Genomic DNA, 22,953 nt, shown 5'->3' with positions numbered 1-22,953 from the left:
ACGTTGTCACATCGCCCCGCGCGGGCGACCCCAGTCGTCACATAGAGCGCTTACTCTGTCGCACTACGCTCTCCTGCCGCGGGCGGGCGTCCGTTCCACGGGGGTGGCGACATGCGACGAGACCGTTTCCGGCGCGCGGTCACCGGCGCTTCGGTCATGCTCACGCTCGGCCTGGCCACGGTCGCGGCCTGCCAGCCCGACGAGGCCGGGCCGCCGTCCGTGGACCAGCTGCTGCGGCAGACCGGCATCTGGCAGCGCCCGACGCTGCGCATCGGCGTGGCCGCGAACGAGCCGCTTATGGGTGAGGTCAAGGACGGGATGCGCAGCGGGTTCGACGTGGAGATCGCCCGCTACCTGGCCCGCTCGCTCGGGTACACGAACGAGAGCGACATCGAGTTCATCACGGTACGCACGGACGAGCGCATCCGGTTCCTGCTGGCCGGGCACGTCGACATGGTGGTGGCCAGCCTCTCCTACACGGAGGAGCGCGCCAAGCTGATCGGCTTCGCCGGGCCGTACTTCGTGACGAACCAGGCGTTCCTCGTCCCGAAGGCGTCCGCGTCCACGCTGCGGACCGAGGACGACTTCAGGGAGAAGCAGGTCAAGGTCTGCACCAGCGGCAGCTCCACCACGGAGGACGAGCTGACCCGGCGCGACTTCGCACGGTCCGTCGTGCTCGACCTGCAGGACTGCGTCGACGGCATGCTCTCCGGCGAGTACGGCGCGATGAGCTCGGACAAGACGATCCTGGCCGGGTACTACTCGCAGCACCCGCAGGACTTCGCGTACGTGCAGCTGCCGTTCGGCGCGGACGAGCGACTCCACATCGGCGTGTCGATCAACGACACCGCGCTGCGCGACCTGGTCGCCTACTTCCTGCGGAAGAGCTACGACCAGGGACGCGAGACCGGTGCCAGCCCGTGGACGACCGCCTACAACAACACGATCGGCGCCTGGTATCTGGCCGACGTGGACGACATCGCCCAGCCTGAGCCGAACGACGTGCCGGACCTCGTCGACCACGACGACAAGGTCTCGCCGCGATGACCGCGCCCGCGGAGCACCGGGCGTCGGGCGGGCAGTCGTTCTGGAGCGTGGTCGTGGGCGTGCCCGCGATCTTCTCCGTGCTGCGGCTCGGCGTGGAGGCCGGCGGCGAGCTGCAGACCACGCTGCTGCTCGTCGCGAACGTGGACCCGATCAACCTGATCGCGGCGCTGTTCACCACCGCGGCCCGGTTCGTGTCCGCGACGCTGGTCGGCGTGCTCGCGATCGGCGGCGTGGCCTGGGCCAGCCGCACGCCCGGCCAGGACCGGCCCGCGCTGTTCGCCCGCTGGCTGCGCGCGTCGCCGCTGTGGTTCGCCGTGGCCGCGTTCGGGCTGGCCGTGATCACCTGGCAGATCATGTACCTGCCGCTGCTCCTGCCGTGCGCGGTCGCGGCGTTCCAGTCGATCGTGACCATCCCGCCGGACGCCCGGTGGAAGGTCGTCATGGTGGTGCTGCCCGCGTTCGCCGGATACGTCTGGCTGGTCGGACCCACGATCACCGCCGCGGTACGCCAGGGCGACTGGCTGGTGTTCTGTCTCTTCGTCGCGCCGCCGCTGCTGGCGCTCGGCGTTCCGGGGCCGCTGCCGCGGCGGTTCGTGGGCGGGCTGACGCTGATCGCGCAGGGCGTGGCGCTGATCATGGTCGCGGCGGCCGCCATCCCGATGATCACGACGCCGGTGCTGCCGCTGACGGTGACGACGGTCTCGCGTACCACCCCGGTGCCTTCTTCGGGTGCCGGTGCCGCTGTTCCGACGGCCTCTCCCGGCGGGCCGGCGGCACCGGCCGCTTCCACGGATCCCGCCGGCGCGACCGGCACCGACGGTCCGGGTGTCGCGTCGAATCCCGGCGCACCAAACTCCGGCGCATCAGACCCCGGCGCGTCAGACCCCGGTGCGACTGGCTCGCCGGGCCTCGCGGGCTCTGCCGACACGGCGGCGCCACGCACCGCAACCGGCCCGCCGGATCAGCCCGAATCGGGCAATACGCCACCTAGCGGCGCTGCGGCCGGGCCCGGCGCAGGATCCGAGGCCGGGTCACCGGCTTCGGGCAGCGCGGGCCGGCCGCCGGACGACGATCCGCGCGACACCGAGGACATCCTCGGCCACGTCATCACCGTGGACGACGTGCACATGGTGATCCTGCAGGAGAGCGGCGGCGTGCGTTACGTCCCCACCGATCTCGTCCAGGACCAGGTGCTCTGCCCGACCGAGGGCGAACTCCCCCGCTTCCGGCTCTGGGTGCGCGGCTTCCACGTCGAGGACTCGCTGCTGGAAGGGCTCGGCCGCCAGGTCCGCCCCGCCAGCCGCCTCGACGCCGCCTGCCGCAACCCGGTCACCGGCTGACCGGCCCGGCAAGCGTCCGACCGATCCGCGGTAGCTGACCGGGTTGCCACGACCTGGCAACCGGCCAACCCGACGACCGGCCGACCCTGATCTGCGGCAACCCGGTCCACCAGCTGATCGGCTCCGCCACGACCTGGCAATCGGCCGACCCGATCCATCACTCGGGCCGTGGTCTCACGGCCGCGTCGGCCCGCGCCCCGGTGGTGCGGACCGACGCGGCCTTCTCTCACGCTCCGATCAGCAGCGCCACCGCCCCCGCCGTCTCCGGGTGAGCCGTCAGCAACGCCACCGCCGCCGCGCCCTCCGGGACCGCCGCCGGGGCCGCCCACTCGCCCTCACAGCCGAGCAGCCCCGCGACCGCGTCGGCCGTGACCGGATGCGCGGCCAGCAGCGCGCCGGCCGGGCCCGCGCCTGGCGCCGTGGCCACCGCGGCCGCGCGGGCCTTGCGCGGTGGTGCGTTCCACGGCGCTACCCAGGCGTCGACGCCGGCCAGCGTGCCGGGGAACGTGCGGCCGGCCTCGCGGGTCAGGACCGGGACCAGCTCCGCGGCCTGGTCCTTGAGCGTGGTGATCAGCGACGGGAGCCACGGCAGCAGCACCGGGTCCGGCAGGCGGGCGAACGCCTTGGAGAGCGTCTCGACCACGAACGGGGACAGGCGCGGCACCGACTCCAGCGATTGGATGAAGCCGACCACGTACTGCGGGAACGCGGGCACGATCAGCGGGTTGCCGAGCAGGTCGTCGACGGTGGCCCGCAGGTCCGCCAGCGGGAGCACGCCGAGCTGGTGACGGGCGGCCCAGAGCAGCGCGATCTTCGCCGGGGACTCCGGGTGGGACTGGCGCACCGCGATCTCCAGCTGGGCCCGGTCGCAGCCGAGCGACAGCGCCAGGCTCTCCATGCTGAACAGGAAGCCGAGCATGGCGCCGACCTGCCGCACGCCGGTGTCGTCCGCGACGAACGCGCTCGGCAGCAGCGTGCAGTAGTGCGCGTAGCCGGTCTTGACGAACGACTCGCACCAGGCGGGCAGCGTGGGCGCGCTGGACCGGTAGTGCGCGAGCAGCCGCCGGATGCGCCGCAACACCTCAGGAGCGCCGTCGACGGTACGCTCCGCGGCCAGCAACTCCACCGCCCGCGCACCCAGCTCGTCGGTCAGGCGGGGGCTGTGCAGGAACAGCAGCGAGTCCTCGACCGCGGTGAGCGCGGTGGCGGCGGTCGCCTTCGGGTCCCAGGCGGCGCGGCGGAGGCGCTGTTCCAGAACCTGTTCGACGGTGACGCCCTCGTACCCCAGCTCGATGATCGTGCGCTGGTGCCGCCCGAGGTCGAGGTCCCAGCTCTCCTGGATGTGCTTCTCGCCCAGCTTGCGGGAGCCCATGATCGGGCGTACCGCGTGGTCGGGCAGCAGGTAGCGCAGCATCCAGAGCAGCTGGGAGCAGGCCGCGAGCTCCGGATTCGCCGCGAGGTCGAGCAGCGCGCGCTGGATGCTGCGCTGCTCAAGATTGAGGCCCAGCGGCGCGAGCCGGTCGTAGACGTCACGGGCCAGCGGCGGCAGCGCGGCGTAGCCGACCTGGCCGATCCGGTCGCCGCCGAGCAGGATCTCGCACAGCCGTCGCACGTCACGGCGGCCGGGCACGGCGTCCTTCTCGATGCAGGTGACGGCCGCGTCCTGGAAGTCGTACGGCGTGGGCCGCGCCCGCCCGCGCATGCCGGCCAGCAGGATCGACGTCTCGAAGACCGCGATCGCGTCCGCCGTGCTGGCCAGGTAGCCGTTGCGGCGGGCGAGCCGGACGATGTCCACGCACCAGCCGCGCAGTTCCTCCTCGTCGAGCCCGTCGAGCGCGGGCGGTCCGGAGAGGTAGCCGGTGAGGTGGTCCTCCACCGCGGTGGCCGCGACCGGCGCGGGCAGTTTCACGGCGGCCCGCTTCTTCCCGCCCTTCTGCCCGTCCAGCTGGAACGGCTTCAGACCGGTCCTGGTCAGCGACTTCTGCCAGGTGGCGCCCGCGATCGAGACGGACCCGGGCGCGAGCCCGAACTGCGCCTCGATCGCGGACTGGCTGCTCGGGATCAGCCCGTACAGCCAGGTGGTCCCGGTACGCGGCGTGATGGCGAAGTCCGGCGTGCCCGGCGCGGACCCGACCTCCGGCAGCCGGCTGGCCGCGTGGAACGCGCCGCACACGTAGAGGCAGTCGCCCGGCGCGGCGCCGGAGGTCGCCAGGTGCTCGCGGATCCGCGTCCACATGTATCGCTCGCGGTCCTCGTCGGAGGCGAACCGGCGCGAGTCGTGCGGCGCCAACCGGCGGAACAAACTGCCGATCAAGACCATGACCTGCCGGTACGTGTCGTAGTCCGCGCCCGCGAGCGGCTGCTCCACGTACTGGTCCCACCACTCGGACCAGTGCCGGACCCGCCCGTGGTGCAGCAGGTGCTCCTCCAGCTCCGCGAACCGAGGCCGGAGGTCACCGATCTCCACGCCGACCGCGTCCCCGTGAAGATCGTCCTCCTCGGAGGCCGTGCCCTCGGAGGAAGGCACCTCCGGCTGCCACTGGAACACGTGGTCCGTGGAGCGGTCCACCAGCACCAGTTCCACGCCGGGCGTCTCCAGCGCGTACGAGATCGCCTGGTACTCCGCCGACGCCTCGGTGATCGGCGCGATCACGGACAGCGGCGCGGACTCCACCGGGAACCCGGAAAGCTCCGACGCGAACGCCTGCAGGGCCACCGGCAGCCGGCAGTTGCGCAGCTCGGTGAGGAGCGGTGCGAGATCCTCGCACAGCTCCAGGTAGATCACCTTCGGCTGGAGCTCCCGGAGCCGGCGCACCATCGCCACCGCGGAGGCCGGGGAGTGGTGGCAGACCGGGAAGATCTCGAGGGGTTCACGGAGAGCGTGATCAACGTCGTCGACGATCCCGGAGAGGATGTCCGGAAGCGCGGCCGGTCCGCCGGCGAGCGCCTCCGCCGCGCCGAGCAGCTGGGTGCGGAGGGCATCGAACGGCCCGCTCACGACAGGGTGGCGATCGCCTGGCGACCACCCTCCAGGAAGCCGTTCCACTCGCCGCCCGCGTCCTTGCTGCGCGGCTCGATGACGCCGTGCCAGTACTTGTTCAGGATCGCCAGGTCTTCCGGGCTGCGCCGGGCCAGCGATCCGACCAGCGAGGACGCCAGCGTCTGCGAGCTGAGCGCGGCCGCGCCGAAGAACGTGCTGTGCAGGATCGCGTCCTCCAGCACGCCGATCTGCTCCGCGGTGGACAGCGCGGACTCCAGGCGCTCGTCGTCGCTGGTCGCGGACGCGGAGGCGGCGCGCAGGTCCGCGAACGACTGGAGCAGCACGTCGAGCAGCGTCGGCGGGACCTCCAGCTCGATATTGTGGCGGCGCAGCAGTTCCTCGGTGCGGAACCGGACGATCTCCGCCTCGCTCTTCTTGTTCGTCACGACCGGGATGCGGACGAAGTTGAAGCGGCGCTTGAGCGCGGACGACAGGTCGTTGACGCCGCGGTCCCGGCTGTTCGCGGTCGCGATGATGGAGAAGCCGGGCTTGGCGAAGACGATGTTGTCGTCCTCCAGCTCCGGGATGGACACGTACTTCTCGGACAGGATCGAGATCAGCGCGTCCTGCACGTCGCTGGTGGACCGGGTCAGCTCCTCGAAGCGGCCGATCACGCCGTTCTCCATCGCGGTCATGATCGGCGACGGGATCATCGACTGGCGGGACTGGCCCTTGGCGATGACCATCGAGACGTTCCACGAGTACTTGATGTGGTCCTCGGTGGTGCCGGCCGTGCCCTGCACCACGAGCGTGGAGTTGCGGCTGATCGCGGCGGACAGCAGCTCGGCCAGCCAGCTCTTGCCGGTGCCGGGGTCGCCGATCAGCAGCAGGCCGCGGTCGGACGCGAGCGTGACGATGGCCCGCTCGACGAAGCTGCGGTCGCCGAACCACTTCTGCGGGATCTCCCGCTCCAGGCCGTCGGCGCGCTCGGAGCCGAGGATGAACAGGCGCACCATCTTCGGGCTGAGCCGCCAGGAGAACGGCTTCGGCCCGGTGTCGACGGACTCCAGCCAGTCCAGCTCCTCGGCGTACTTGACCTCGGCCGGGGCGCGCAGCATGTCAGTCATGAAACGAAAACTCCTCAATGAGATTCAGGCGACGAAGTTCTTGAGCTCGGTGACGAGCTTCCTGATATGTCCGGAAATGACGGGTGTGCCGAGGTCCTTGAACTTCTTGCGGAACCACGGGTCCACGCTCTCGGTGCCGGAGCTGTTGACGGAGCCGACCGGGATGAACTTCACCCCGGACCGGTACACCGCCTCGATGCCGGCGTAGAGCGGCTCGGACGCGCCGAACTCGTAGAAGTCGGAGATCCAGACCATCACGGTGTTCCGCGGGTCGGTGATCTTCGGGCGGGCCATCTCCATCGCGACCGGGCCGTTGTTGCCGCCGCCCAGGTTCGTCCGCAGCAGCACCTCGAACGGGTCGTGCACCCAGGCGGTCAGGTCGAGCGCACGCGTGTCGTACGCGATCAGATGCACGTCGACCTTGGGCAGCCCGGCGAAGATCGAGGCCAGGATGGTGCAGTTGACCATCGAGTCGACCATCGACCCGGACTGGTCGACCACGACGATCAGCTTCGCCGGCGTGACCCGCTTCGCCGTCTGCTTGTAGAACAGCCGGTCCACGTAGAGGCGCTCGTCCTCCGGGTTCCAGTTCGGCAGGTTCTTCCAGATCGTCCGGTCGATGTCCAGGTTCCGGAACACGCGCTTCGGCGGGATCGACCGGTCGATCGTGCCGGCACTGGCCTGCGCCACCTGCGTCCTGAGCACCTCGGAGACCTCGTCGACGTACCGCTTGATCAGCAGTTTGGCGTTCTTCAGCGCCACGCCGTCGAGGTTGTCCTTGTCGCGCAGCAGCTGCTCGATCAGCGACATGCTCGGCGTGAGCTTCGCCGCGAGCCGCGGATCGGCCAGCACCTCGCGCAGCGCCATGCGCTTGACCAGGTCGCCCTCGATCGCGGCCAGCGCGGGCCCGAGGTCGACACCGAAGCCGTGGCCGGTGCCGCCCTCGCCGGTCGGCATGCCCGTCTGACCGGGGCGGGGTGCGCCGGCGCCGGCCGCAGCAGCCCGGTTGCGCAGCGCGCCCGGCGGGCAGCCCAGCGACCGCTCGAACCAGCCCGCGTCCGCCTGCCAGCGCGACAACTGGTCCGCGCTGACCGGGCCGTTGCCGGTGGCGAACACGTTCAGCAGCAGCTTCGACGCGAGCGCGGCGCGGCGGACCTCGCCGGACCGGTCGCCGTCCGTGATCGTCATCAGGCCGTCGATCTCGGCCTCGAGCTGCGGGAACCGCTGCACCACGTTGTCCACGGACACGCCCGGGTCGAGCAGCACGGACGGCAGCCCCAGGTCGTCGACGATCGCGACGCTCGCGGACTCCAGCGCGGGCTGCTCCTCCGGGTCGAAGAGCCGGGCCAGCAGCCGCCAGTAGAGTACCTGGCGCCTGTTCTCCTCCGCGGTCGTCATTTGCGCAGCAACCTTCCCGCGCGCTCGCGCAGCACGTCGACCGCGGTGCCGGCGACGGCCTCGGCCTTCGCGGCCTTCGCCTCGGCCGGGCCGTTCGCCCACTCGCCGACGTGCGCGGTGACCTGCTTCTTCTTCACGATCGCCTGCACCGCGAGCGGCTGCACGGACCAGCGGCCGTCCCAGCGCAGCAGCCCGAGGCAGGCGTGCGACGCGTCGACGATCGCGGGCGTCAGCGGCCCGGCCGCGGGCACCCGGTCGTGGTCGACCGCGAGCACCACGCCGCCGCCGATGTCGAAGCCGGCCTCGGACGCGGCGTAGCCCTCCAGCAGCACCGGTGTGGCGACGGCTGCCGGGTGCCGGTCCAGCGGCGCGACCGCGGGCAGCGTGGCGCCGGCCAGCCGCACGCGCGCGGTGGTGAACGGGTCCGCCGCCTCGCCGGGCGTCGCCCTGGACTCGTCCCAGATCAGGTCGCCGGCCGGTGTGAGCAGCGCATCCTCGACGTCGACCGTGCGGTGCCCCGCGGCCATCAGGCGGAAGATCGGGAAGCCGGCCAGCATCCGCCACGCGGACGGGCCGGTGATCGTGTCGACCTTCGCCGCGGCGACGCTCGTGCGCACCAGGCGGACCTCGTCGCCGGTCTCCACCAGCGCGTGCGCCTGCGCCTGGAACACGGTCGGGTGCTCGTGCAGGTCCACCCCCAGCAGGAGCAGGCGGCCGGTGACCGGCACGGCCCCGGACGCGGGGTAGCCGTCCTGGGACAGCAGCAGCCCGCGGGTCCACAGGTCGGCCCAGCGGCGGACCGGCACCCGGTCGAGCGTGGCGACCGGTGCGGCCGCGCGCAGCTCACCGGCGAACCCGTCGAGCAGCACCGCGAGCCGGCGCTGCGCGGGGTCGGCCAGCAGCGCCTGCACGGACTGCGCGGCCGCGGCCGCCAGCTCGTGGTCGACGCCACGCCAGCCCGCGATGGCCAGCTCGCGCAGCCAGGAGCGGCTGCCGGCCAGCAGGTGCCCGGCGTCCGCGGCGGCCGGCACGGCGGTCCACCCGGCGCGGGTGCGGCCGAGCGCGGTGTCCACCGAGATCAGCAGCGCGTCGTGGGCGGCGCCGAGCAGCGCGGCCCGCGCACCGGCCAGCGCGATCAGGTGCTCGTCCGTCACCGTACCCGCGAGGATCTTTCCGACGGAGTCGGCGACCCGGTCCGCCAGCGGGGAGCCGGAGAACGCGGCCGCGAGATCCTCGAGCGCGCCGGCGCGCTCCTCGTCGAGGCGGGCCAGGCCGTGGGTGAGCGCGTCGTCCAGGCCCTCGACCAGCGTGAACGTCTCGGCGAGACCGTCCGGCGCGGCGTGCAGCGCATCGGCCAGCATCAGCGCACCGCCCCGGCCGCGGGGAACCACTGCAGCTCCGGCAGCGGGTCGGTGCTGGCCGGCAGCTCGAGGTAGGCCAGGTGGCGCAGGAAGCTGCTGAACACCTCGGCCGCGCGGTTCGGCGCGGAGGTGGTCCGCAGCGCGGACATCACGCTGCCGCCGTCGGCGACCTCGGCCTTGAGGTAGCGCGCCACGCGCTCCGTGCCGTACTGCAGCTCGGCCTCCGCGACCAGCGCCTGGATGTGCTTGCAGGCCCACGATCCGCCGCTGAGCCCGCCGCACGGGCGGTTGTTGTTGGTGTTGCAGCTGAGCCCGTGCTCCCCCGCGGTCACGGACGAGACGTAGACCCGCTCGATGTCCGAGCCGCTGGACACCACGCCCTGCAGCCGGCCCTCGGCCAGCTCCACGAACGGCACCTTGGCCAGCTTCCGCGGTCGCGTCGGCGCGACGACGGGCGCTGCGCTGCGCCGCTCGTAGGCGACGCCATCGGTTGTCACAACCAGTCCTCCTCACGAACAAGTGCCCGTAGTTGTATCGGAACGGTCCGACAAAAACGTGGCAAGATCCGGGGGCGTGTGGGAGAAAACGAGCGCCGGTGGGCGACCGGCCTGGCGGCACACGCCGTCCGGCGTGCTGTTTCGCGAGGTTCCGGCCGGCACGTTCCGGATGGGCCTGTCCGAGGCGGAGGAGGCGACGCTGGCCGGGATCGAGTTCCAGGAGTCCGGGCTGACCGCGCACGACCTCGCGCAGATGCGGCCGGTGCGCGAGGTGAGCGTCGGCGCGTTCCTGATGGCCCGGCATCCGCTGACGGTCGCGCAGGTGCGGCACTGGCTGCCGGACTTCACCGACGACTACTCCGACGGCGACGAGGTCCGGGTGGCCCGGCTGGACTGGCCGTCCGAGCTGATCGACCTGATGCCGTTCCGGCTGCCCACCGAGGCCGAGTGGGAATATGCCGCCCGCGCCGGGACCAGCACGCTCTGGCACCGCGGCGACACGCCGCCGACCGAGGACGACGTGCTGGACGCGTTCGGCGACGAGCCCGCGACCGTCGCCTCGGAGAACGCGTTCGGCCTGGCCGCGATGGGTTCCACCGGCGACCTGTGCGCGGACGCGTACCTCGACGGTTACGCGGGCGCGCCCGCGGACGCCCGCGCCCGCACCGGCGAGGACAGCGACCGCGTGATGCGCGGCGGCGCCGCCGACATCTATCCGTGGCAGGGCGTCGACGAGTGGCTGATGATGCTCCCGTCGACCCGCTACGAGTGCGGCGAGTTCGCGTCGATCCGGCCGGTCGCGGACCTGCCCGCCGACGACCGCTAAGGTTGCCGGCCATGGGCGAGGTGGAGATCTTTACCGACGGCGCGTGCCGGGGCAATCCCGGGCCGGGCGGGTGGGGCGCGCTGCTGCGCTACGGGCAGCACGAGCGGGAGCTGCGCGGCGGCGAGGCCGGCGAGACCACCAACAACCGGATGGAGCTGATGGCGCCGATCTCCGCGCTGGAGACGCTGACCCGCCCGTCCGTGGTGCACATCCACACCGACAGCACGTACGTGCGCAACGGCATCACCACCTGGATCAAGGGCTGGAAGCGCAACGGCTGGCTGACCAAGGAGCGCAAGCCGGTCAAGAACGCGGACCTGTGGCAGCGCCTCGACGCGGCCTGCGCCCGGCACACGATCGAGTGGCACTGGGTGAAGGGTCACGCCGGGCACGTCGAGAACGAGCGCGCCGACCGGCTGGCCGCGGCCGGCCTCGAGGACGCGGTGGCGGCCGCGAAAGCCTGAAACTTTCGGAACACTTTCAAGAAGCGGCGACCCCTGAGGGTCGTCGCTTCTTGTCTTGTGCTGCGTCGACACCCTTGATCCTTCCGGACAGTTTCCGGGAAGTGTTGCCAAGGTGACCGGACGGCTCCTACGATCGCCATCGACGGACATGGATGTTCGTCGCTGGCTCCGGCCAGCCCGCACGAGGAGGAAGCAGGAACATGAACGACACCTCCCCCGCTCCGAGGAGTCGCCGCGGCCGCATCCGGATGCTCATCGGCGCCGCCTGCACCACCGCGGTCGTGATCTCCGGCATGCTCTTCGCCGGCACCGCCCACGCCGAGGCCGACCGGACCGTCAGCTCCAACCTCACCGGCACCCACAACGGCTACTACTTCTCGTTCTGGAAGGACAGCGGCAACGCCAGCATCACGCTGCGCGCCGACGGGCGGTACAGCAGCAGCTGGAACAACAGCACGAACAACTGGGTCGGCGGCAAGGGCTGGGCCACCGGAACCCGGCGGACCGTCTCCTACTCCGGCACGTACAACCCCGGGAACAACAACACCTACCTCGCGCTGTACGGATGGACGCGCAACCCGCTGATCGAGTACTACGTGGTGGAGAACTTCGGCAGCTACAACCCGAGCAGCGGCGCGACCCGGCTCGGCACCGTCACCACGGACGGCGGCACCTACGACATCCTGCGCAGCCAGCGCGTCAACGCGCCGTCGATCGACGGGATCCAGACGTTCTACCAGTACTGGAGCGTCCGCCAGTCGAAGCGCAGCAGCGGCACCATCACCACGGCCAACCACTTCGACGCCTGGGCCCGCGCCGGGCTGAACCTCGGGACCAACCACAGCTACCAGATCATGGCCACCGAGGGCTACCAGAGCAGCGGCAGCTCCGACATCACGGTCCGCGAGGGCGGCAGCAGCACGCCGACCACCGCCAACCCGGGCGGCGGCAACTGCTCGGCGACGCTGTCGGCCGGCGAGCAGTTCGGCGACCGGTTCAACCTGAACGTCGCGGTCAGCAACGCCACCAACTGGACCGTCACGCTCAACCTCAACGGCGGCCAGAGCATCCAGAACAGCTGGAACGCCTCGGTCTCCGGCACCACCGGCAGCGTCACCGCCCGCCCGAACGGCAACGGCAACACGTTCGGCGTCACCATCATGGCCAACGGCAACTGGACCTGGCCGACGGTCACCTGCCAAGCAGGCTGACCAACCACCACGGGGGTACGGCGTGCGCCGTACCCCCGCACCGTGACAGCACCCGCTACCGTGGCGGCCATCACCCGGTGTCGATCGGATGTGGGCGGCGATGGAAGCTCAGGACAGGCGCGCGTTCGGGCCGCGGGAGCTGGCGGCGGCCGGGTCCGCGCTGCTGCTGCTCCTGTTCCTCATCAAGATCTACGGGGTGGCGCACTTCTCGCTGACCACGACCACGGGGCTGCTGACCGCCTCGCCGATCCAGGTCGGGCTCGGGACGGTGACGATCTACGCGTACCACGTGCTGCCCGCGCTGGCGTTCGTCACCTGCTGGCTCGCGGTGCGCTACCGGCGGGAGATCGAGTGGGGCGCCTGGCCGGTGATCGTGATCGTCGCGGTGGTGGCCACGCTCGCCTCGCCGTTCCAGTACCTGCTCATCCAGCTGGCCGTGGTGGCGGTGGCGCTGCCGGTCGAGGCCGGGCTCTGGTGGCTGCGGCGCCGGCGGGAGTCGCGGACGCTCGACGGCCTGCGCGGCATGGTCTTCGTCTACCTGACGTGCGGGCTGCTGGCGCTGCAGTTCCTGGTCAGCCTGGACGCGCCGTGGGTGTCCGCGCAGGCGTTCCGGCTGGACGCGCCCACCGTCATCCGCACGCAGCGGATGACGGTGGACCGGAACCGGCTGGACGTGGTGACCGCGCGCGTGTTCGTCGGCTATCCGGTCTCGGAGGAGGCCGGCTGGCTGACCGTGCTGCACGCGGACACGCGCTATCTCATGCGGTTCCCGGTCGCGTCCGTTCAGGACCGGCTGACCTGCCATTACGAGGCCGATCAGCTGCAGGGCGACCGGCCGCTGCTCTCCGTCGTCGAGGGCCGCCCGTACGACTCCCCCAACCTCGACTGCGCGCTGGTGAGCGGCTATCTGGCCGGGCGGCCCTAGACAACGCTCAGGCCGCCGGGACCGCGGCGCTGATCTGCAGCATCAGCTGGATCTGGGCGGTGCGGGACTCGTCGATGCTCTTGGCCAGCGCCTTGGCGTCCGGGTTGACGCCCTCGGCCGCCTCGGTCTTGGCCATCTCGACCGCGTTGTGCTGGTGGCCGGTGAACAGCGCCAGGAACGTGGTGTCGAAGTCGGCGCCGGCGGCCGACCGCAGCGACTCGATCTCCTCGTCGCTGGTGGCGGGCAGGCCGCCGTGGTCCGCGTGCAGGTTGATGTCCGTGTCCGCGCTGTCGGCCTTGCCCCACGAGGTCAGCCAGGACTTCATGGTCGTGACCTCGTCGGTCTGGGTGGCGACCACGGCCGCGGCCAGCGTCTTGAGCTGGTCGCTGCCGGCCTTCTCGGCGGCGATCCTGGCCATCTCGACGCCCTGCTCGTGGTGGTTGACCATCATCTGCAGGAACATCACGTCGTTGTCGTTGTGCTCGCCGGTGTTCGCGGCGACGTTCGTGCCCGCGGGCGGTGTGGGGTCGGCCGTGGGCGTGGCGGGTGCGGTGCCGCACGCGGCGAGCGCGAGCGTCAGCGTGGTGGCGGCGATCAGGGCGGCGGTCAGGCGGCGCGTCATCGTGGGCTTCCTAGCAGCGGAGGAGGGTGGGCGCGGAACCGTGCGGAACCCGCCAGGGAAACGGGTTCCGCACGGACAATCACTTGATCGGCAGCCAGAGCGCGAGCACGATCGGCGGCTCCCAGCCGGGGAGCGTGGTGTGGCCCTGGCGGCACTCGTAGGTGACGCCGTCGAACGTGACCTTGTCGCCGGTCTTGTACGCGGTCCAACTCTTCCAGGTGGTCGCGCCGCCGCCACCGGTGTTACCGCCGCCGGTGGCCGGCGCGGAGGTGGTGGCGGACGCGGACGGGGACGGGGAGGTCGCCGGCGGCTGGACCGGAGCGGCCGAGGTCTGCGACGGGGACGGCGCCGGGTTGACCGGGGTGGTCGAGCCGCCACCGCCGCCGACGTTCAGGTCGACGCAGTTGTAGAACGCCATCGGCGTGTCCGCGATGTTCCAGACCGCCAGCACCTTGGTGCGGCCCGAGTACGCGCTCAGGTCGACCTGGTGCCTCACGGTCGCGGCCGGCTGCGCGCCGTTGTCGTTGAACTCGGCGATCTTCTTGTTGCCGACGAAGTACTGCCACGTGGTGGTCTTGTGCCGGGCGGTGAGCACCCAGTTGAACGTGGTCGACTTGCCGACGTCCGTGGCCGGCCAGTTGCGGGAGTCCTCGTCGAGCGCGGCGAAGCCGGGGATGTCCGCGTCGCAGCTGGTCAGGCCCTTGGGGCCCTCGACGGACTGCGGCTCGTACTGGATGGCGCCGCAGTCCTTGACCGCCCCGCTGGCGCAGTTCGCCTGCCGGCTCGGCGGCGAGGATATGTAACCGTGCGCGCTCGCCGGCGACGCGATCACCAGGGAACCGGCAACGGTGCCCAGCGCGAGAAGTGACGTGGTGAGGGTTCTACGCATGACGAACGGTGCTCCTTCGTAGGACGGACCGCTGCGCGTCCCCCGGCGGGAGAGGGTCACTCAGCGTGGAACCCACGCTAGAAGAACGTCACCTAAAGCAAGATCCGGCGTTCCCTAAATCTTCTTTATGATCGCCTCCTCGCCCAGCGGGCCAGCGGTCCGATCGTCGACCCCAGCCGCAGCGTACGTTGCGGAGCGTCACCGGCGGACAACGTGGACAGACGCAGCGCGACGGCGCCGCCGGCCATCAGCAGGTAGACGCCGGCCGCCACGCCGGAGGTGATCGCGTAGCCGGCGCAGGTCGGCGACGCCGGTGGCGCCCAGCCGGCCGGATCGGTCCAGACCGTGATCCGGTCCCCCGTCTCGGGATCATCGCCGCAGAACGGGGTGATCGGCCCGATTCCGGTCGCCCGGACCCGCAGCACGTTGATCTGCGACTCGTTGTTCCACTCACGGGACGCGCTCTCCACGGTCGTGGTCACCCGCTCGCCCGCGACCGCCTGGTACCAGACGGCGCCCGGCACCGGCCAGACCAGCATCGGCAGGAACAGGCCGGAGGCCAGCAGCACCGCGCCGCGCGGGATCGGCACGCCGGGACGCCGGTCGTAGCCGGCCGCCACCAGCATCACGCCGCCGCAGTACAGCAGCATCATGATCGCGTAGCCGAGGAAGAACCAGCCGGCCCCGCCGCGCGCCATCAGCAGCGCGGTGGCCGCGACCAGCACGAACAGCACGGCGAAGCCGCCGCCCGTCCTCAGCCCGTCCTTGATCAGCGAGGATCTCATGATCACTATTGCGGCACACCACGGCAACGCTCCCGGCGACGAGGTGGTTAACAAAGATCAAAATCACGCCACGGTACGGCCGGCGCGCCGGACGCCCTGGCCGTGTGCCCCACGTGTCCTGCGAGGGCCTTCCTGCTGGGCGGTGCGCCCGGGACGTACCGTGGCATGCTTTTGATCGTGGTTCTTGGACCGGGCGCCGACCAGGGGGAATGAGCGGCGCCCGGGGCATCAGATGCGGGCCCAGAGCGCCGGGACGTTCGGCGGCTCCCAGCCGGTGATGGCGGTGTGGGCCTGCGTGCAGCGGTAGCTCGCGCCGCCGTAGGTGACCGTGGCGCCGACCGTGTAGCTGGTGCCGGCGGCCCAGGTGCCACCGGCCGGCGGGGGTGTGGTCGGAGCCGGCGTCGTGGGACGAGGCGTGGGTGTCGGGGTGGGGGTCGGCGTCGGGGTGCCGCCGCCGAACTGCAGGTCCACGCAGGCGTAGAACGCGTTCGGGGTGTCGGCCACGTTCCAGACCGCGAGCATCCGCTGGCGGCCGGTGATGCCGCTGAAGTTCACCGTGTGGCGGACGGTCGCGCCGGGCTGCGCGCCGCCGTCGTTGAACTCCGCGACCTTCTTCGTGCCGATGAAGTACTGCCAGGTGCTGGTGGCGTGGCGCGCGGTCAGCACCCAGTTGAACGTGACCGTGGAGCCGACCGAGGTGGCGGGCCAGCCCTTGGACTCGTCGTCGAGCTGGGAGAAGCGGCCGACGCCGCCGCTGCACTTGGTGCTGCCCTTCGTCCCCTCGACGGACTGCGGCTCCCACTGGATGTCACCGCAGTTGGCGACCGTGCCGCCGGCGCAGAGCGCCTGCCGGCTGGGCGGGGAGGAGATGTAGCCGTGCGCGCTCGCCGGTGCGGCGACCACGAGCGTGGCTATCAGCGTGAACGACGCGGTCAGCGCCGTGGTGAGCAGGGATCTCCGCATGCCGGGCTCCTTCGGGTCGGGAGGGTCGCGGGCCGCGGACTGCGCAGAGCGCTGCAGCCCGACCGCCGAATGCGCCCTCCACCTGGCGCCTGACGTGCACATCAGCCTACTGGAAACATACTTAACGGTAAATGTCCCAAGCGTCGAAAATCTGCCGGAGTGCGGACCATCGCTCGGCCGTGTGTTCCGGCGGGTAGCCGCGCGGGCCGACCTCGATCCACATGATCAGGTAGAGGTAGATCTGGTAGGCGCGCAGCCGCCGCGCCTCCGCCTCGCCGAACGTGCCGCCGGCGGCGCGGTAGCCGGCCAGGAACGATGCGTCGTCGGCGATCTCGCGGAAGAGCGCGAGCGAGGCGAAGTCCGCGACCGGGTCGCCCCAGAACGCGCGCTCCGCGTCGATCAGGCCGGTGACCTGCCCGTCGGGCGTGACGAGGATGTTGCCGTCCCAGAGGTCGAAGTGGACGAGCGTGGGGGTGGTGACCGCGTCGAGGCCGGCGGCGTCGATCAGCGCGGTGATCTCGTGGGCGGGGCGGGGCAGTTCGAGGCCGGCGTCCTCGGCGTCGGCGAGCAGCGCGTCGATCATGGCGGCGAACGCGCCGGGCCAGGTCGGGTGCAGCGGGCCGGACGGATAGCCGAAGCCGGTTCCCGCGCCGGCCGGCATGGTGTGCAGCGCCGCCAGATGCCCGCCGAGTGCGTGCCGCACCCGGGCCCGCGCCTCGGCCGGCAGGTCCGCCTCCGCGAGCGTCACCCCGGGCAGTTCCGTCATGATCAGCAGGTCCGGCTCCGCGTGCACGACCTCCGGCACGCTGTTGCCGGCCGCGAGCCGGTAGTACAGCGCCTCCGCCGGCAGCAGCCCGTGCTCGTATCGCATGAGTTTCGCCCCGGCGGGCGGCGCCACCTTCACGATCAGCCGCGTGCCGTCGGCCAGGCGGACGCGGAGCACCGCGTTGAAGGTACCCCCGGCAAGATCTTGAACGTCCGCGACCGCGGTGCGGAGACCGGCGCGGGCGAGCGCGCCCTCGATCCGCGCCCGCGTGACCTGCTGGCGATATCCGTGCGCGAGACCCATCGAACGAGGATAAGCGCCGGTCCCGTTTGCGAGAATGGGCGCGTGGGAGTGCTGACCGACTACTTCACCGCGCCGTCCGACCCGGCGGCCGCGGCCGCACTGGACGGGCTGCTCGATCTGACGCCGGCGGCGCACGAGGCCGACCGGGAGATGCACCGCCACACGCCGGAGACCGCGTCGCGCCCGCGCCTGCAGATCGCGGCGAACGGCACGCCGGTGCTGTTCGCGCGCGGTGTCGATCCCGTGGTCATGCTCGGTTTCCTCGAGGCGGTGCTGACCGGGCGGACCTACGAGCGCGTGCGCGACGACCCGCGCCAGGGCTCGCTGGTCGCGGGCGGCGACGGCGGCACCGTGCTGACCGTCACCGACACGCTGCGGGACGCGCTCGCCGCCCGGGACGCGTCCGCGCTGGAACGGGACGGCTACGCCTGGGCCGCCGCGCGCCGCGCCGACGGCCCGCACGACGTGGAGGACGACGAGGCGGCGGTCCGGTTCGCCATGGTCCTGTCCGAGCTGGCCACCGGCGCGGCCGCGCGCGGCGAGCACCTCTACTGCCGCGTGATCGGCACCGAGCGCTCCCGCACCTGACGGCCCCGGCCCTTAGCGCACGTCGACGGTGAACGTCGACGTGCCGCCGTCCGCCGCGGTCAGCGTGACCGGGCCGAACGTGATGATCGGGATGGCGGCGCCGCCGCGGGGGCGGTAGAAGCCGGTCGCGCCCGTGATCCGGACGGCCAGCGCCGCCAGCGTGGCCGCCGTGTCCTCGTCCGCCGTGAGCTTCGGCGCGGTGAGCGAGGTCTGCCCGTTCCGCAGCGCCCAGTCCCGGACGGCCCGCGCGTCGCGGCTCAGGTCCGGCAGGATCGACTCGTTGGCCCAGGCCCAGAGCCACGACTGCGCGGCCGGGTTGTGGCTGCCGATGATCTGGGCCGGCGCGGAGGCGACCCGGTCCGCGAACGTCCAGGTGATCACGCCGGTCCGCTGGTCCAGGTCCCACTGCTGCGCGGTGCCGAGACCCCAGGAGGCGTGCTCCTGCGCGAGCCGCACGATCAGATCCTCGCCCTGGAGCAACATCGTGCTCAGCTCGTCACTCATGCGGCGGAGTCTTCCACACGCCCTTCCCTGCGCCGCAGTTCGCGTAGGACGCCGTGCCGGCGCAGCGCCCAGGCCAGCCGCCGGACGCCGGGATGCCGGACGAACAGCACCAGCGCGCGGCGGATCAGCCCGAACCGGTTGTCGCTCACCTGGCTGTCGGCCGCCTCCCAGATCAGCGCGCGGACCTTCGCGTTGTCGAGCACGGCGCGCACCTCGTGGCGTACCGCGGGATCCTCGGCCGCGGACGTGATCGCGGCGGCCTGACCTGGCGGCACCTGCGCGGTGGCCGCGGCGATCAGCGGGCGGCGCACCTCGTCGTGTTCCAGCAGCAGGAGCACGGCCTGCCGGATCTCGTCCGTGTCCAGCGCGGACCGCAGCAGCGTGAGCAGGCTGCGCTCCACCTCGCGGTCATGTTCCTCGGAGACGGCGAGCGTCGCCAGCAGCAACGCCACCTCGTCCAGGTCGACCAGGTGCTGCAGCCCGCTGCGGAACTCCGGCAGTTCCCAGGCGGCCTGCAGGCCCTTGACGAGGTTGCGGTTCATGGCCCACCGCTACCCGGTAGCGACCGTCACCGAAACACACCGGTCAGCCGCGCGGAGGCCTCCCACAGCCCGGCCCGCAACGCCGCGTCCCGGGCCGGGGCCGGAAGGTCCACGAAGCCGGTACGCCCGCCCAGCTCCAGGAATCCGGTCGGCGCGATGAACGACTCCGCCGTGACCTCCTCCGTGTCGGCCGCGAACAGCACGGGATCGGCGACGCGGTCCAGCGGCTGTCCGAGCGTCCGGACGAGCAGTTCCGCGGGCAGCCGGAGCGGCGCGGCCACGTGACGCTGGATGCCGGTCGGCGCGGTGCCGGGGTGCACGGCCACGCTGCGTACGCCGGCGCGATGGTTCAGCTCGACCGCGAACAGGATGTTGGCCAGCTTCGACGCGCCGTACGCGCCCATCGGCGTGTACCGCCGCCGCGCCTGGAGGTCGTCGAGGTCGAGCCGGGAGCGCCGGGCGATCTGCGCGCTGACCGTGACCACCCGCGGGGCCGCGCTCCTGAGCAGCAGCGGCAGCAGGCGGCCGGTGAGCGCGAAGTGGCCGAGATGATTCGTCCCCATGTGCATCTCGAAGCCGTCCACGGTCTCCCGCCGCCGCGGCACCGCCATCACGCCGGCGCAGTTGATCAGCAGGTCGATCGGCCGCCCGTCCGCCAGCAGCGTGTCCGCGAAGTCGCGGATCGAGGCCAGATCGGCCAGGTCGCACCCGGGCCGTGCCGCCACGATCACCTCGTCACCGCGCGCCCTGAGCACCTCCGCCGTCAGTCGCGCGATCCCGCTGCCACCGGTGATGACCGTCCGTCTCATGACCACTCCAATATACCGTCGGTACATTAACTGTGCCGACGTTAATATACCGGCGGTCCATAAGTCAACGGACCGTCGGTACATTAGGATCGGGGTCGTGACGAGTTTTCAGCGGGCGCGCAGCGAGGAGCAGCGCGAGATCCGGCGGCAGGCGATCCTGGACACCGCGGCCGCGATGCTCGGCGAGATGGCGGTGTCGGAGGTCGCGCTCAACGAGCTGAGCCGGCGCACCGGCCTGGCCAAGTCCGCCATGCTGCGCTACTTCGAGTCGCGCGAGGCGATCCTGCTGGAGCTGCTGGACCGCGAATGGCAGGAATGGGTACGGGAGGTGGCCGCCGCACCGGACGCCGAGGACACCGCCGCACTGCTGGTCCGCACGCTCGCGGCCCGCCCGCGGCTGTGCGACCTGTTCAGCGCGAACGCGGGCGTGCTGGAGCACAACGTCTCCGCCGCCGTCGCCGGGCGCTACAAGCACGCGGCCGCGGTCAACGTCGGCGCGCTCGCGGAACTGCTCCGCGCGCGGCTGGGCGTGGACGGCGTACCCCTGGCGGTAAAGATCATCATGGTTGTCGGCGCGGTCTGGGCCCACTCGCGCCCCGCGCCGGCCATGCTCGCCGCCTACGACACCGACCCGGCACTATCCGCCATGCGCCTGGATTTCGCCCCCACCCTCCACGACATGATCTCCACCCTGATCGCCGGGACCGTCCGGCGCTGACGGAAACACGCAGCTCTCCAGCTCGATCGCCAGCTGCCAGAACGAGCCCGTCTGGCAGACTGCGCGGAAACGGCCGTCGCGACGGTAGACGTCGTGCAGCGGGGCGGCGTCCGCCCGGTACCGGGGAAGGGCGAACACGCTGCGCCCCTCTGCCAGCCGCCGGTCCACGTATCCGTCGGGCCGCGACACCTCGATCACCACGTCCGGCTCGTGGCCGTGCGCGGCCAGCAGCACGGCCTGCGCGACGCTCCTCGGATATCCGTAGAGGACCCAGCCGCCCCGCTCCCGGGCCAGCACCTCCGCGACGAACTCGGCGGTGACCTCCTCCGGCACCAGCTCGCCGGCCCGCAGATGCTCGTCGAATCGCCGTCCCCACGCCGTCTTCCGATGCACCGCGTCCCGGATCAGGTCGCTCACGTTGCGGGCCTGCACGTCCCGCGCCTCGCCGAGCAGTTGCGCGGCCGCCCAGGCGTCGAGCACGCCCGGCTCCGCGATGACGGCGATCTTCCGCACGCTCTCACCTTCGGGCTCGGCCTGTTTTCCGGAATGGGACGCGGGGAACAATAGGGGACGTGGATACCCAGGTGGACGTGGCGGGGCTCAAGGCCGAGGCCGATCGGCTGTTCGAGGTGCATCGGGCGCTGATCGCGGAGGCCGGCGCGCTCGCGGCCGGCTCGATGGCGACGGTCACCGCGGGGTACCAGCGTCTGGCCGAGGCCGCGTCCGCGGTCGCGCAGGCCGGCGCCGCCTGGTCGGCCGCACGCGAGGCCCGCGGCCGGATGCCCGGCAATCCCACGCTGGCGGCCGCCGCCGACCTTGCGGAGGAGGCGTTCTTCGCCGCCGACGCGACTCATCGCGACGTCGTCCTCGAGGTGACCCCGGCGCAGGAGCGCGCGCTTGCTCTCGCCTCCGCCGACGCGGTCGCAACAAAGGCCGCGAACCTCGCATTCCGGGCGGCGCAGGACGCCTACTTCTCCGCGCTTGCCCGCCAGTCCGCCTGACGCCGGCCGCGGTTCCGGTGCGCTTGCCGGGCTTTCAATGCCGTACAAGGACATTGCCGACCCATGATGTGCCGAAATCCTGATGCTGGAAGCTCACGTGGCCCCTGCTCGGCCGGATCACTCACGCCGGGCCGGACCGCGATGCCCTCGGACAGCTCCAGGTAGCACGCGAGGCGCCGGGCTGCGATCGCGCGGGGCGGGTCCGCGAGATGCTGCGCAGGCGCGTTCACGATCGCGCCGCCGCGGAAATCCGGTTCCGCATACCACCCAGAAATCTTCGGGGCCAACTCCTCCCCTGTGTCCGTCACATACTCCGTCAGCCGGCGCGCCACAGGTTCGCCGCAAGCGAAAAGAACGGCGTCGATCAGCCCAAGTGCCTATTCAGCGACTCCCCGGAAGCCCCGGCCTCCACACCGAGCCCAGCAACACCGACACTTCCAGCGAACCGATCGTCCGCTTCCGGCGTGGTGCGGCAGCGTTGCTCCCGCGGGCAAACCTCGCGCCGGGCTCCGCTGGCGCTCCGCACGACGCGAGGAGCCGGTTCCGCCGTGGTCCGGCACACCAACGCCCGTCCTTGCAGCCGGCCACGTCAAGGCGCCGCGCACCCGAGATTTCGGCACTCGCTGACCTTTCGCCGTCAGGGTTCAGCTCGGCGCGATCGCGCGCACGCTCCGCAGGGTCCAGCACTGCGCCCGAAATTTCATGAAATAGCTGGCCGAGCGCGACGGCCCGTGCCGCTCGCGCGGCCCGTGGAAGATCGTTGTTGCGCTCACTGCTCTTTGAACCCGCCGGAAAAGACAGTGAGCGCAACAACGATCTCTACCCGCCCCTCCCTGCCGACGATATGCCGAAATTTCGGGCGCAAAGCGCCGGGTGGCGGTCTCCGGTCCTGGCAATGGCCTCCGGGCCGGGTAACCGTCTCCCCGCCTGGCAATGACCCCCGGGCCAGGTAACCGTCTCCCCGCCCGGCGATGACCCCCGGGCCAGGTAACCGTCTCCCCGCCCAGCGATGACCCCCGGGCCGGGTGACCGCCTCCGGGCCCGGCGATCACCTCAGGGCCCGGTCGCCGCCGTCGGGCCGCTATGGGCCGTCTCACTACTGGCCAGCGCCATCGAGGTCGTGAGACGGCCGGCCTCGCCACCGCTATTTCACAAAATTTCGGTGCATAGCACCCCTGCAGCCAGTCTGGATCCGGCACCGCGTCGACGCCCTGCCGGAAAGGATCATTCGGTGCCGCAAAGACCAGGTCAACTCCGGCTGTTGACCTGGTCTTTGCGGCACCGAAT

General features: G+C 71.6%; 23 protein-coding genes. 9 read left to right on the top strand and 14 right to left on the bottom strand.

The features are described from left to right. Positions 1-111: 111 nt before the first annotated feature. Both OP04_RS04195 and OP04_RS04190 read left to right on the top strand, forming a co-directional pair. Entirely contained in the window at positions 112-1,047 is a 936-nt protein-coding gene (locus OP04_RS04195; protein WP_051797065.1) for a transporter substrate-binding domain-containing protein, read from the top strand. Next, positions 1,044-2,387 (top strand): threonine/serine exporter family protein, encoded by a 1,344-nt coding sequence (locus OP04_RS04190; protein ID WP_033338178.1) that lies wholly within the window; start codon positions 1,044-1,046, stop codon positions 2,385-2,387. Before OP04_RS04195 ends, OP04_RS04190 begins: the two co-directional genes overlap by 4 nt. A gap of 226 nt (positions 2,388-2,613) precedes the next feature. Here the strand turns inward: OP04_RS04190 and OP04_RS04185 are convergent, their stop codons facing one another. Genes OP04_RS04185 through OP04_RS04165 form a run of 5 tightly spaced genes read right to left on the bottom strand, consistent with a single transcriptional unit; the run spans position 2,614 to position 9,750 of the window. Next, the gene (locus tag OP04_RS04185) at positions 2,614-5,385 is read right to left on the bottom strand and encodes a DUF5682 family protein (RefSeq protein ID WP_033338177.1); all 2,772 of its coding nucleotides are present in this window, start codon (positions 5,383-5,385) and stop codon (positions 2,614-2,616) included. Then, complete coding sequence (locus tag OP04_RS04180; RefSeq protein ID WP_033338176.1) at positions 5,382-6,494, bottom strand: ATP-binding protein; 1,113 nt, start codon at positions 6,492-6,494, stop codon at positions 5,382-5,384. The genes OP04_RS04185 and OP04_RS04180 overlap by 4 nt, the downstream gene beginning before the upstream one ends. 24 nt (positions 6,495-6,518) lie before the next feature. Beyond that, positions 6,519-7,892 (bottom strand): VWA domain-containing protein, encoded by a 1,374-nt coding sequence (locus OP04_RS04175; RefSeq protein WP_033338175.1) that lies wholly within the window; start codon positions 7,890-7,892, stop codon positions 6,519-6,521. Beyond that, entirely contained in the window at positions 7,889-9,253 is a 1,365-nt protein-coding gene (locus tag OP04_RS04170; protein ID WP_033338379.1) for a hypothetical protein, read from the bottom strand. Before OP04_RS04170 ends, OP04_RS04175 begins: the two co-directional genes overlap by 4 nt. Beyond that, positions 9,253-9,750, bottom strand: a complete 498-nt coding sequence (locus tag OP04_RS04165) for a hypothetical protein (protein WP_033338174.1) — start codon at positions 9,748-9,750, stop codon at positions 9,253-9,255. Before OP04_RS04165 ends, OP04_RS04170 begins: the two co-directional genes overlap by 1 nt. A 76-nt stretch (positions 9,751-9,826) precedes the next feature. Between OP04_RS04165 and OP04_RS04160 the strand changes: the two genes are divergently transcribed. The 4 genes from OP04_RS04160 (at position 9,827) to OP04_RS04145 (ending at position 13,176) form a co-directional block, all read left to right on the top strand. Beyond that, positions 9,827-10,576: a formylglycine-generating enzyme family protein gene (locus tag OP04_RS04160; RefSeq protein ID WP_033338173.1), complete on the top strand. Its 750-nt coding sequence runs from the start codon at positions 9,827-9,829 to the stop codon at positions 10,574-10,576. Between the two features lie 11 nt (positions 10,577-10,587). After that, on the top strand, positions 10,588-11,040 hold the full coding sequence (rnhA, locus tag OP04_RS04155) for a ribonuclease HI (RefSeq protein ID WP_033338172.1): 453 nt from the start codon (positions 10,588-10,590) through the stop codon (positions 11,038-11,040). A gap of 200 nt (positions 11,041-11,240) precedes the next feature. Then, positions 11,241-12,251, top strand: a complete 1,011-nt coding sequence (locus OP04_RS04150; RefSeq protein ID WP_033338171.1) for a glycoside hydrolase family 11 protein — start codon at positions 11,241-11,243, stop codon at positions 12,249-12,251. A gap of 100 nt (positions 12,252-12,351) precedes the next feature. Beyond that, positions 12,352-13,176, top strand: a complete 825-nt coding sequence (locus OP04_RS04145; RefSeq protein WP_157239264.1) for a hypothetical protein — start codon at positions 12,352-12,354, stop codon at positions 13,174-13,176. Between the two features lie 7 nt (positions 13,177-13,183). On the opposite strand, the gene OP04_RS04140 is transcribed toward OP04_RS04145, so the two are convergent. From OP04_RS04140 to OP04_RS04120, 5 genes are all read right to left on the bottom strand, one after another. Continuing rightward, positions 13,184-13,798, bottom strand: a complete 615-nt coding sequence (locus OP04_RS04140) for a DUF305 domain-containing protein (protein WP_051797064.1) — start codon at positions 13,796-13,798, stop codon at positions 13,184-13,186. A gap of 79 nt (positions 13,799-13,877) precedes the next feature. Beyond that, the gene (locus OP04_RS04135) at positions 13,878-14,687 is read right to left on the bottom strand and encodes a lytic polysaccharide monooxygenase (protein WP_033338169.1); all 810 of its coding nucleotides are present in this window, start codon (positions 14,685-14,687) and stop codon (positions 13,878-13,880) included. Between the two features lie 125 nt (positions 14,688-14,812). Continuing rightward, complete coding sequence (locus tag OP04_RS04130) at positions 14,813-15,472, bottom strand: hypothetical protein (RefSeq protein WP_033338168.1); 660 nt, start codon at positions 15,470-15,472, stop codon at positions 14,813-14,815. 228 nt (positions 15,473-15,700) lie between these two features. Then, entirely contained in the window at positions 15,701-16,435 is a 735-nt protein-coding gene (locus tag OP04_RS04125) for a lytic polysaccharide monooxygenase (RefSeq protein ID WP_033338167.1), read from the bottom strand. A gap of 121 nt (positions 16,436-16,556) precedes the next feature. Then, the gene (locus OP04_RS04120; protein ID WP_051797063.1) at positions 16,557-17,504 is read right to left on the bottom strand and encodes a phosphotransferase family protein; all 948 of its coding nucleotides are present in this window, start codon (positions 17,502-17,504) and stop codon (positions 16,557-16,559) included. Between the two features lie 42 nt (positions 17,505-17,546). On the opposite strand from OP04_RS04120, the gene OP04_RS04115 reads away from it, so the two are divergent. Next, on the top strand, positions 17,547-18,092 hold the full coding sequence (locus OP04_RS04115) for a hypothetical protein (protein ID WP_033338166.1): 546 nt from the start codon (positions 17,547-17,549) through the stop codon (positions 18,090-18,092). 12 nt (positions 18,093-18,104) lie between these two features. Here OP04_RS04115 and OP04_RS04110 read toward each other — a convergent pair whose 3' ends face one another. From OP04_RS04110 to OP04_RS04100, 3 genes are read right to left on the bottom strand one after another with little or no spacing between them, the layout of a single operon-like run. Then, positions 18,105-18,596 carry a DUF6882 domain-containing protein gene (locus tag OP04_RS04110; protein ID WP_198153711.1) on the bottom strand — a complete coding sequence of 164 codons (492 nt, stop codon included), beginning with the start codon at positions 18,594-18,596 and terminating at the stop codon, positions 18,105-18,107. Beyond that, positions 18,593-19,138, bottom strand: a complete 546-nt coding sequence (locus OP04_RS04105) for a hypothetical protein (protein WP_033338165.1) — start codon at positions 19,136-19,138, stop codon at positions 18,593-18,595. The genes OP04_RS04110 and OP04_RS04105 overlap by 4 nt, the downstream gene beginning before the upstream one ends. A 26-nt stretch (positions 19,139-19,164) precedes the next feature. Continuing rightward, complete coding sequence (locus OP04_RS04100) at positions 19,165-19,947, bottom strand: SDR family NAD(P)-dependent oxidoreductase (RefSeq protein WP_232323470.1); 783 nt, start codon at positions 19,945-19,947, stop codon at positions 19,165-19,167. A gap of 97 nt (positions 19,948-20,044) precedes the next feature. On the opposite strand from OP04_RS04100, the gene OP04_RS04095 reads away from it, so the two are divergent. After that, the gene (locus tag OP04_RS04095; RefSeq protein ID WP_033338163.1) at positions 20,045-20,665 is read left to right on the top strand and encodes a TetR/AcrR family transcriptional regulator; all 621 of its coding nucleotides are present in this window, start codon (positions 20,045-20,047) and stop codon (positions 20,663-20,665) included. Here OP04_RS04095 and OP04_RS04090 read toward each other — a convergent pair. Next, a complete protein-coding gene (locus OP04_RS04090; protein ID WP_033338162.1) occupies positions 20,585-21,178 on the bottom strand; it encodes a nucleoside monophosphate kinase in 594 nt (197 codons plus the stop codon). The genes OP04_RS04095 and OP04_RS04090 overlap by 81 nt on opposite strands. A gap of 59 nt (positions 21,179-21,237) precedes the next feature. On the opposite strand from OP04_RS04090, the gene OP04_RS04085 reads away from it, so the two are divergent. Then, positions 21,238-21,666 (top strand): hypothetical protein, encoded by a 429-nt coding sequence (locus OP04_RS04085; RefSeq protein ID WP_157239262.1) that lies wholly within the window; start codon positions 21,238-21,240, stop codon positions 21,664-21,666. Positions 21,667-22,953 lie beyond the last annotated feature (1,287 nt).

The sequence above is a fragment of the Catenuloplanes japonicus genome, assembly GCF_000717135.1.
Classification (GTDB): domain Bacteria; phylum Actinomycetota; class Actinomycetes; order Mycobacteriales; family Micromonosporaceae; genus Catenuloplanes; species Catenuloplanes japonicus.
Note: the sequence above shows the minus strand (reverse complement) of the source record. Positions and strands in the feature narration are given on the sequence as shown.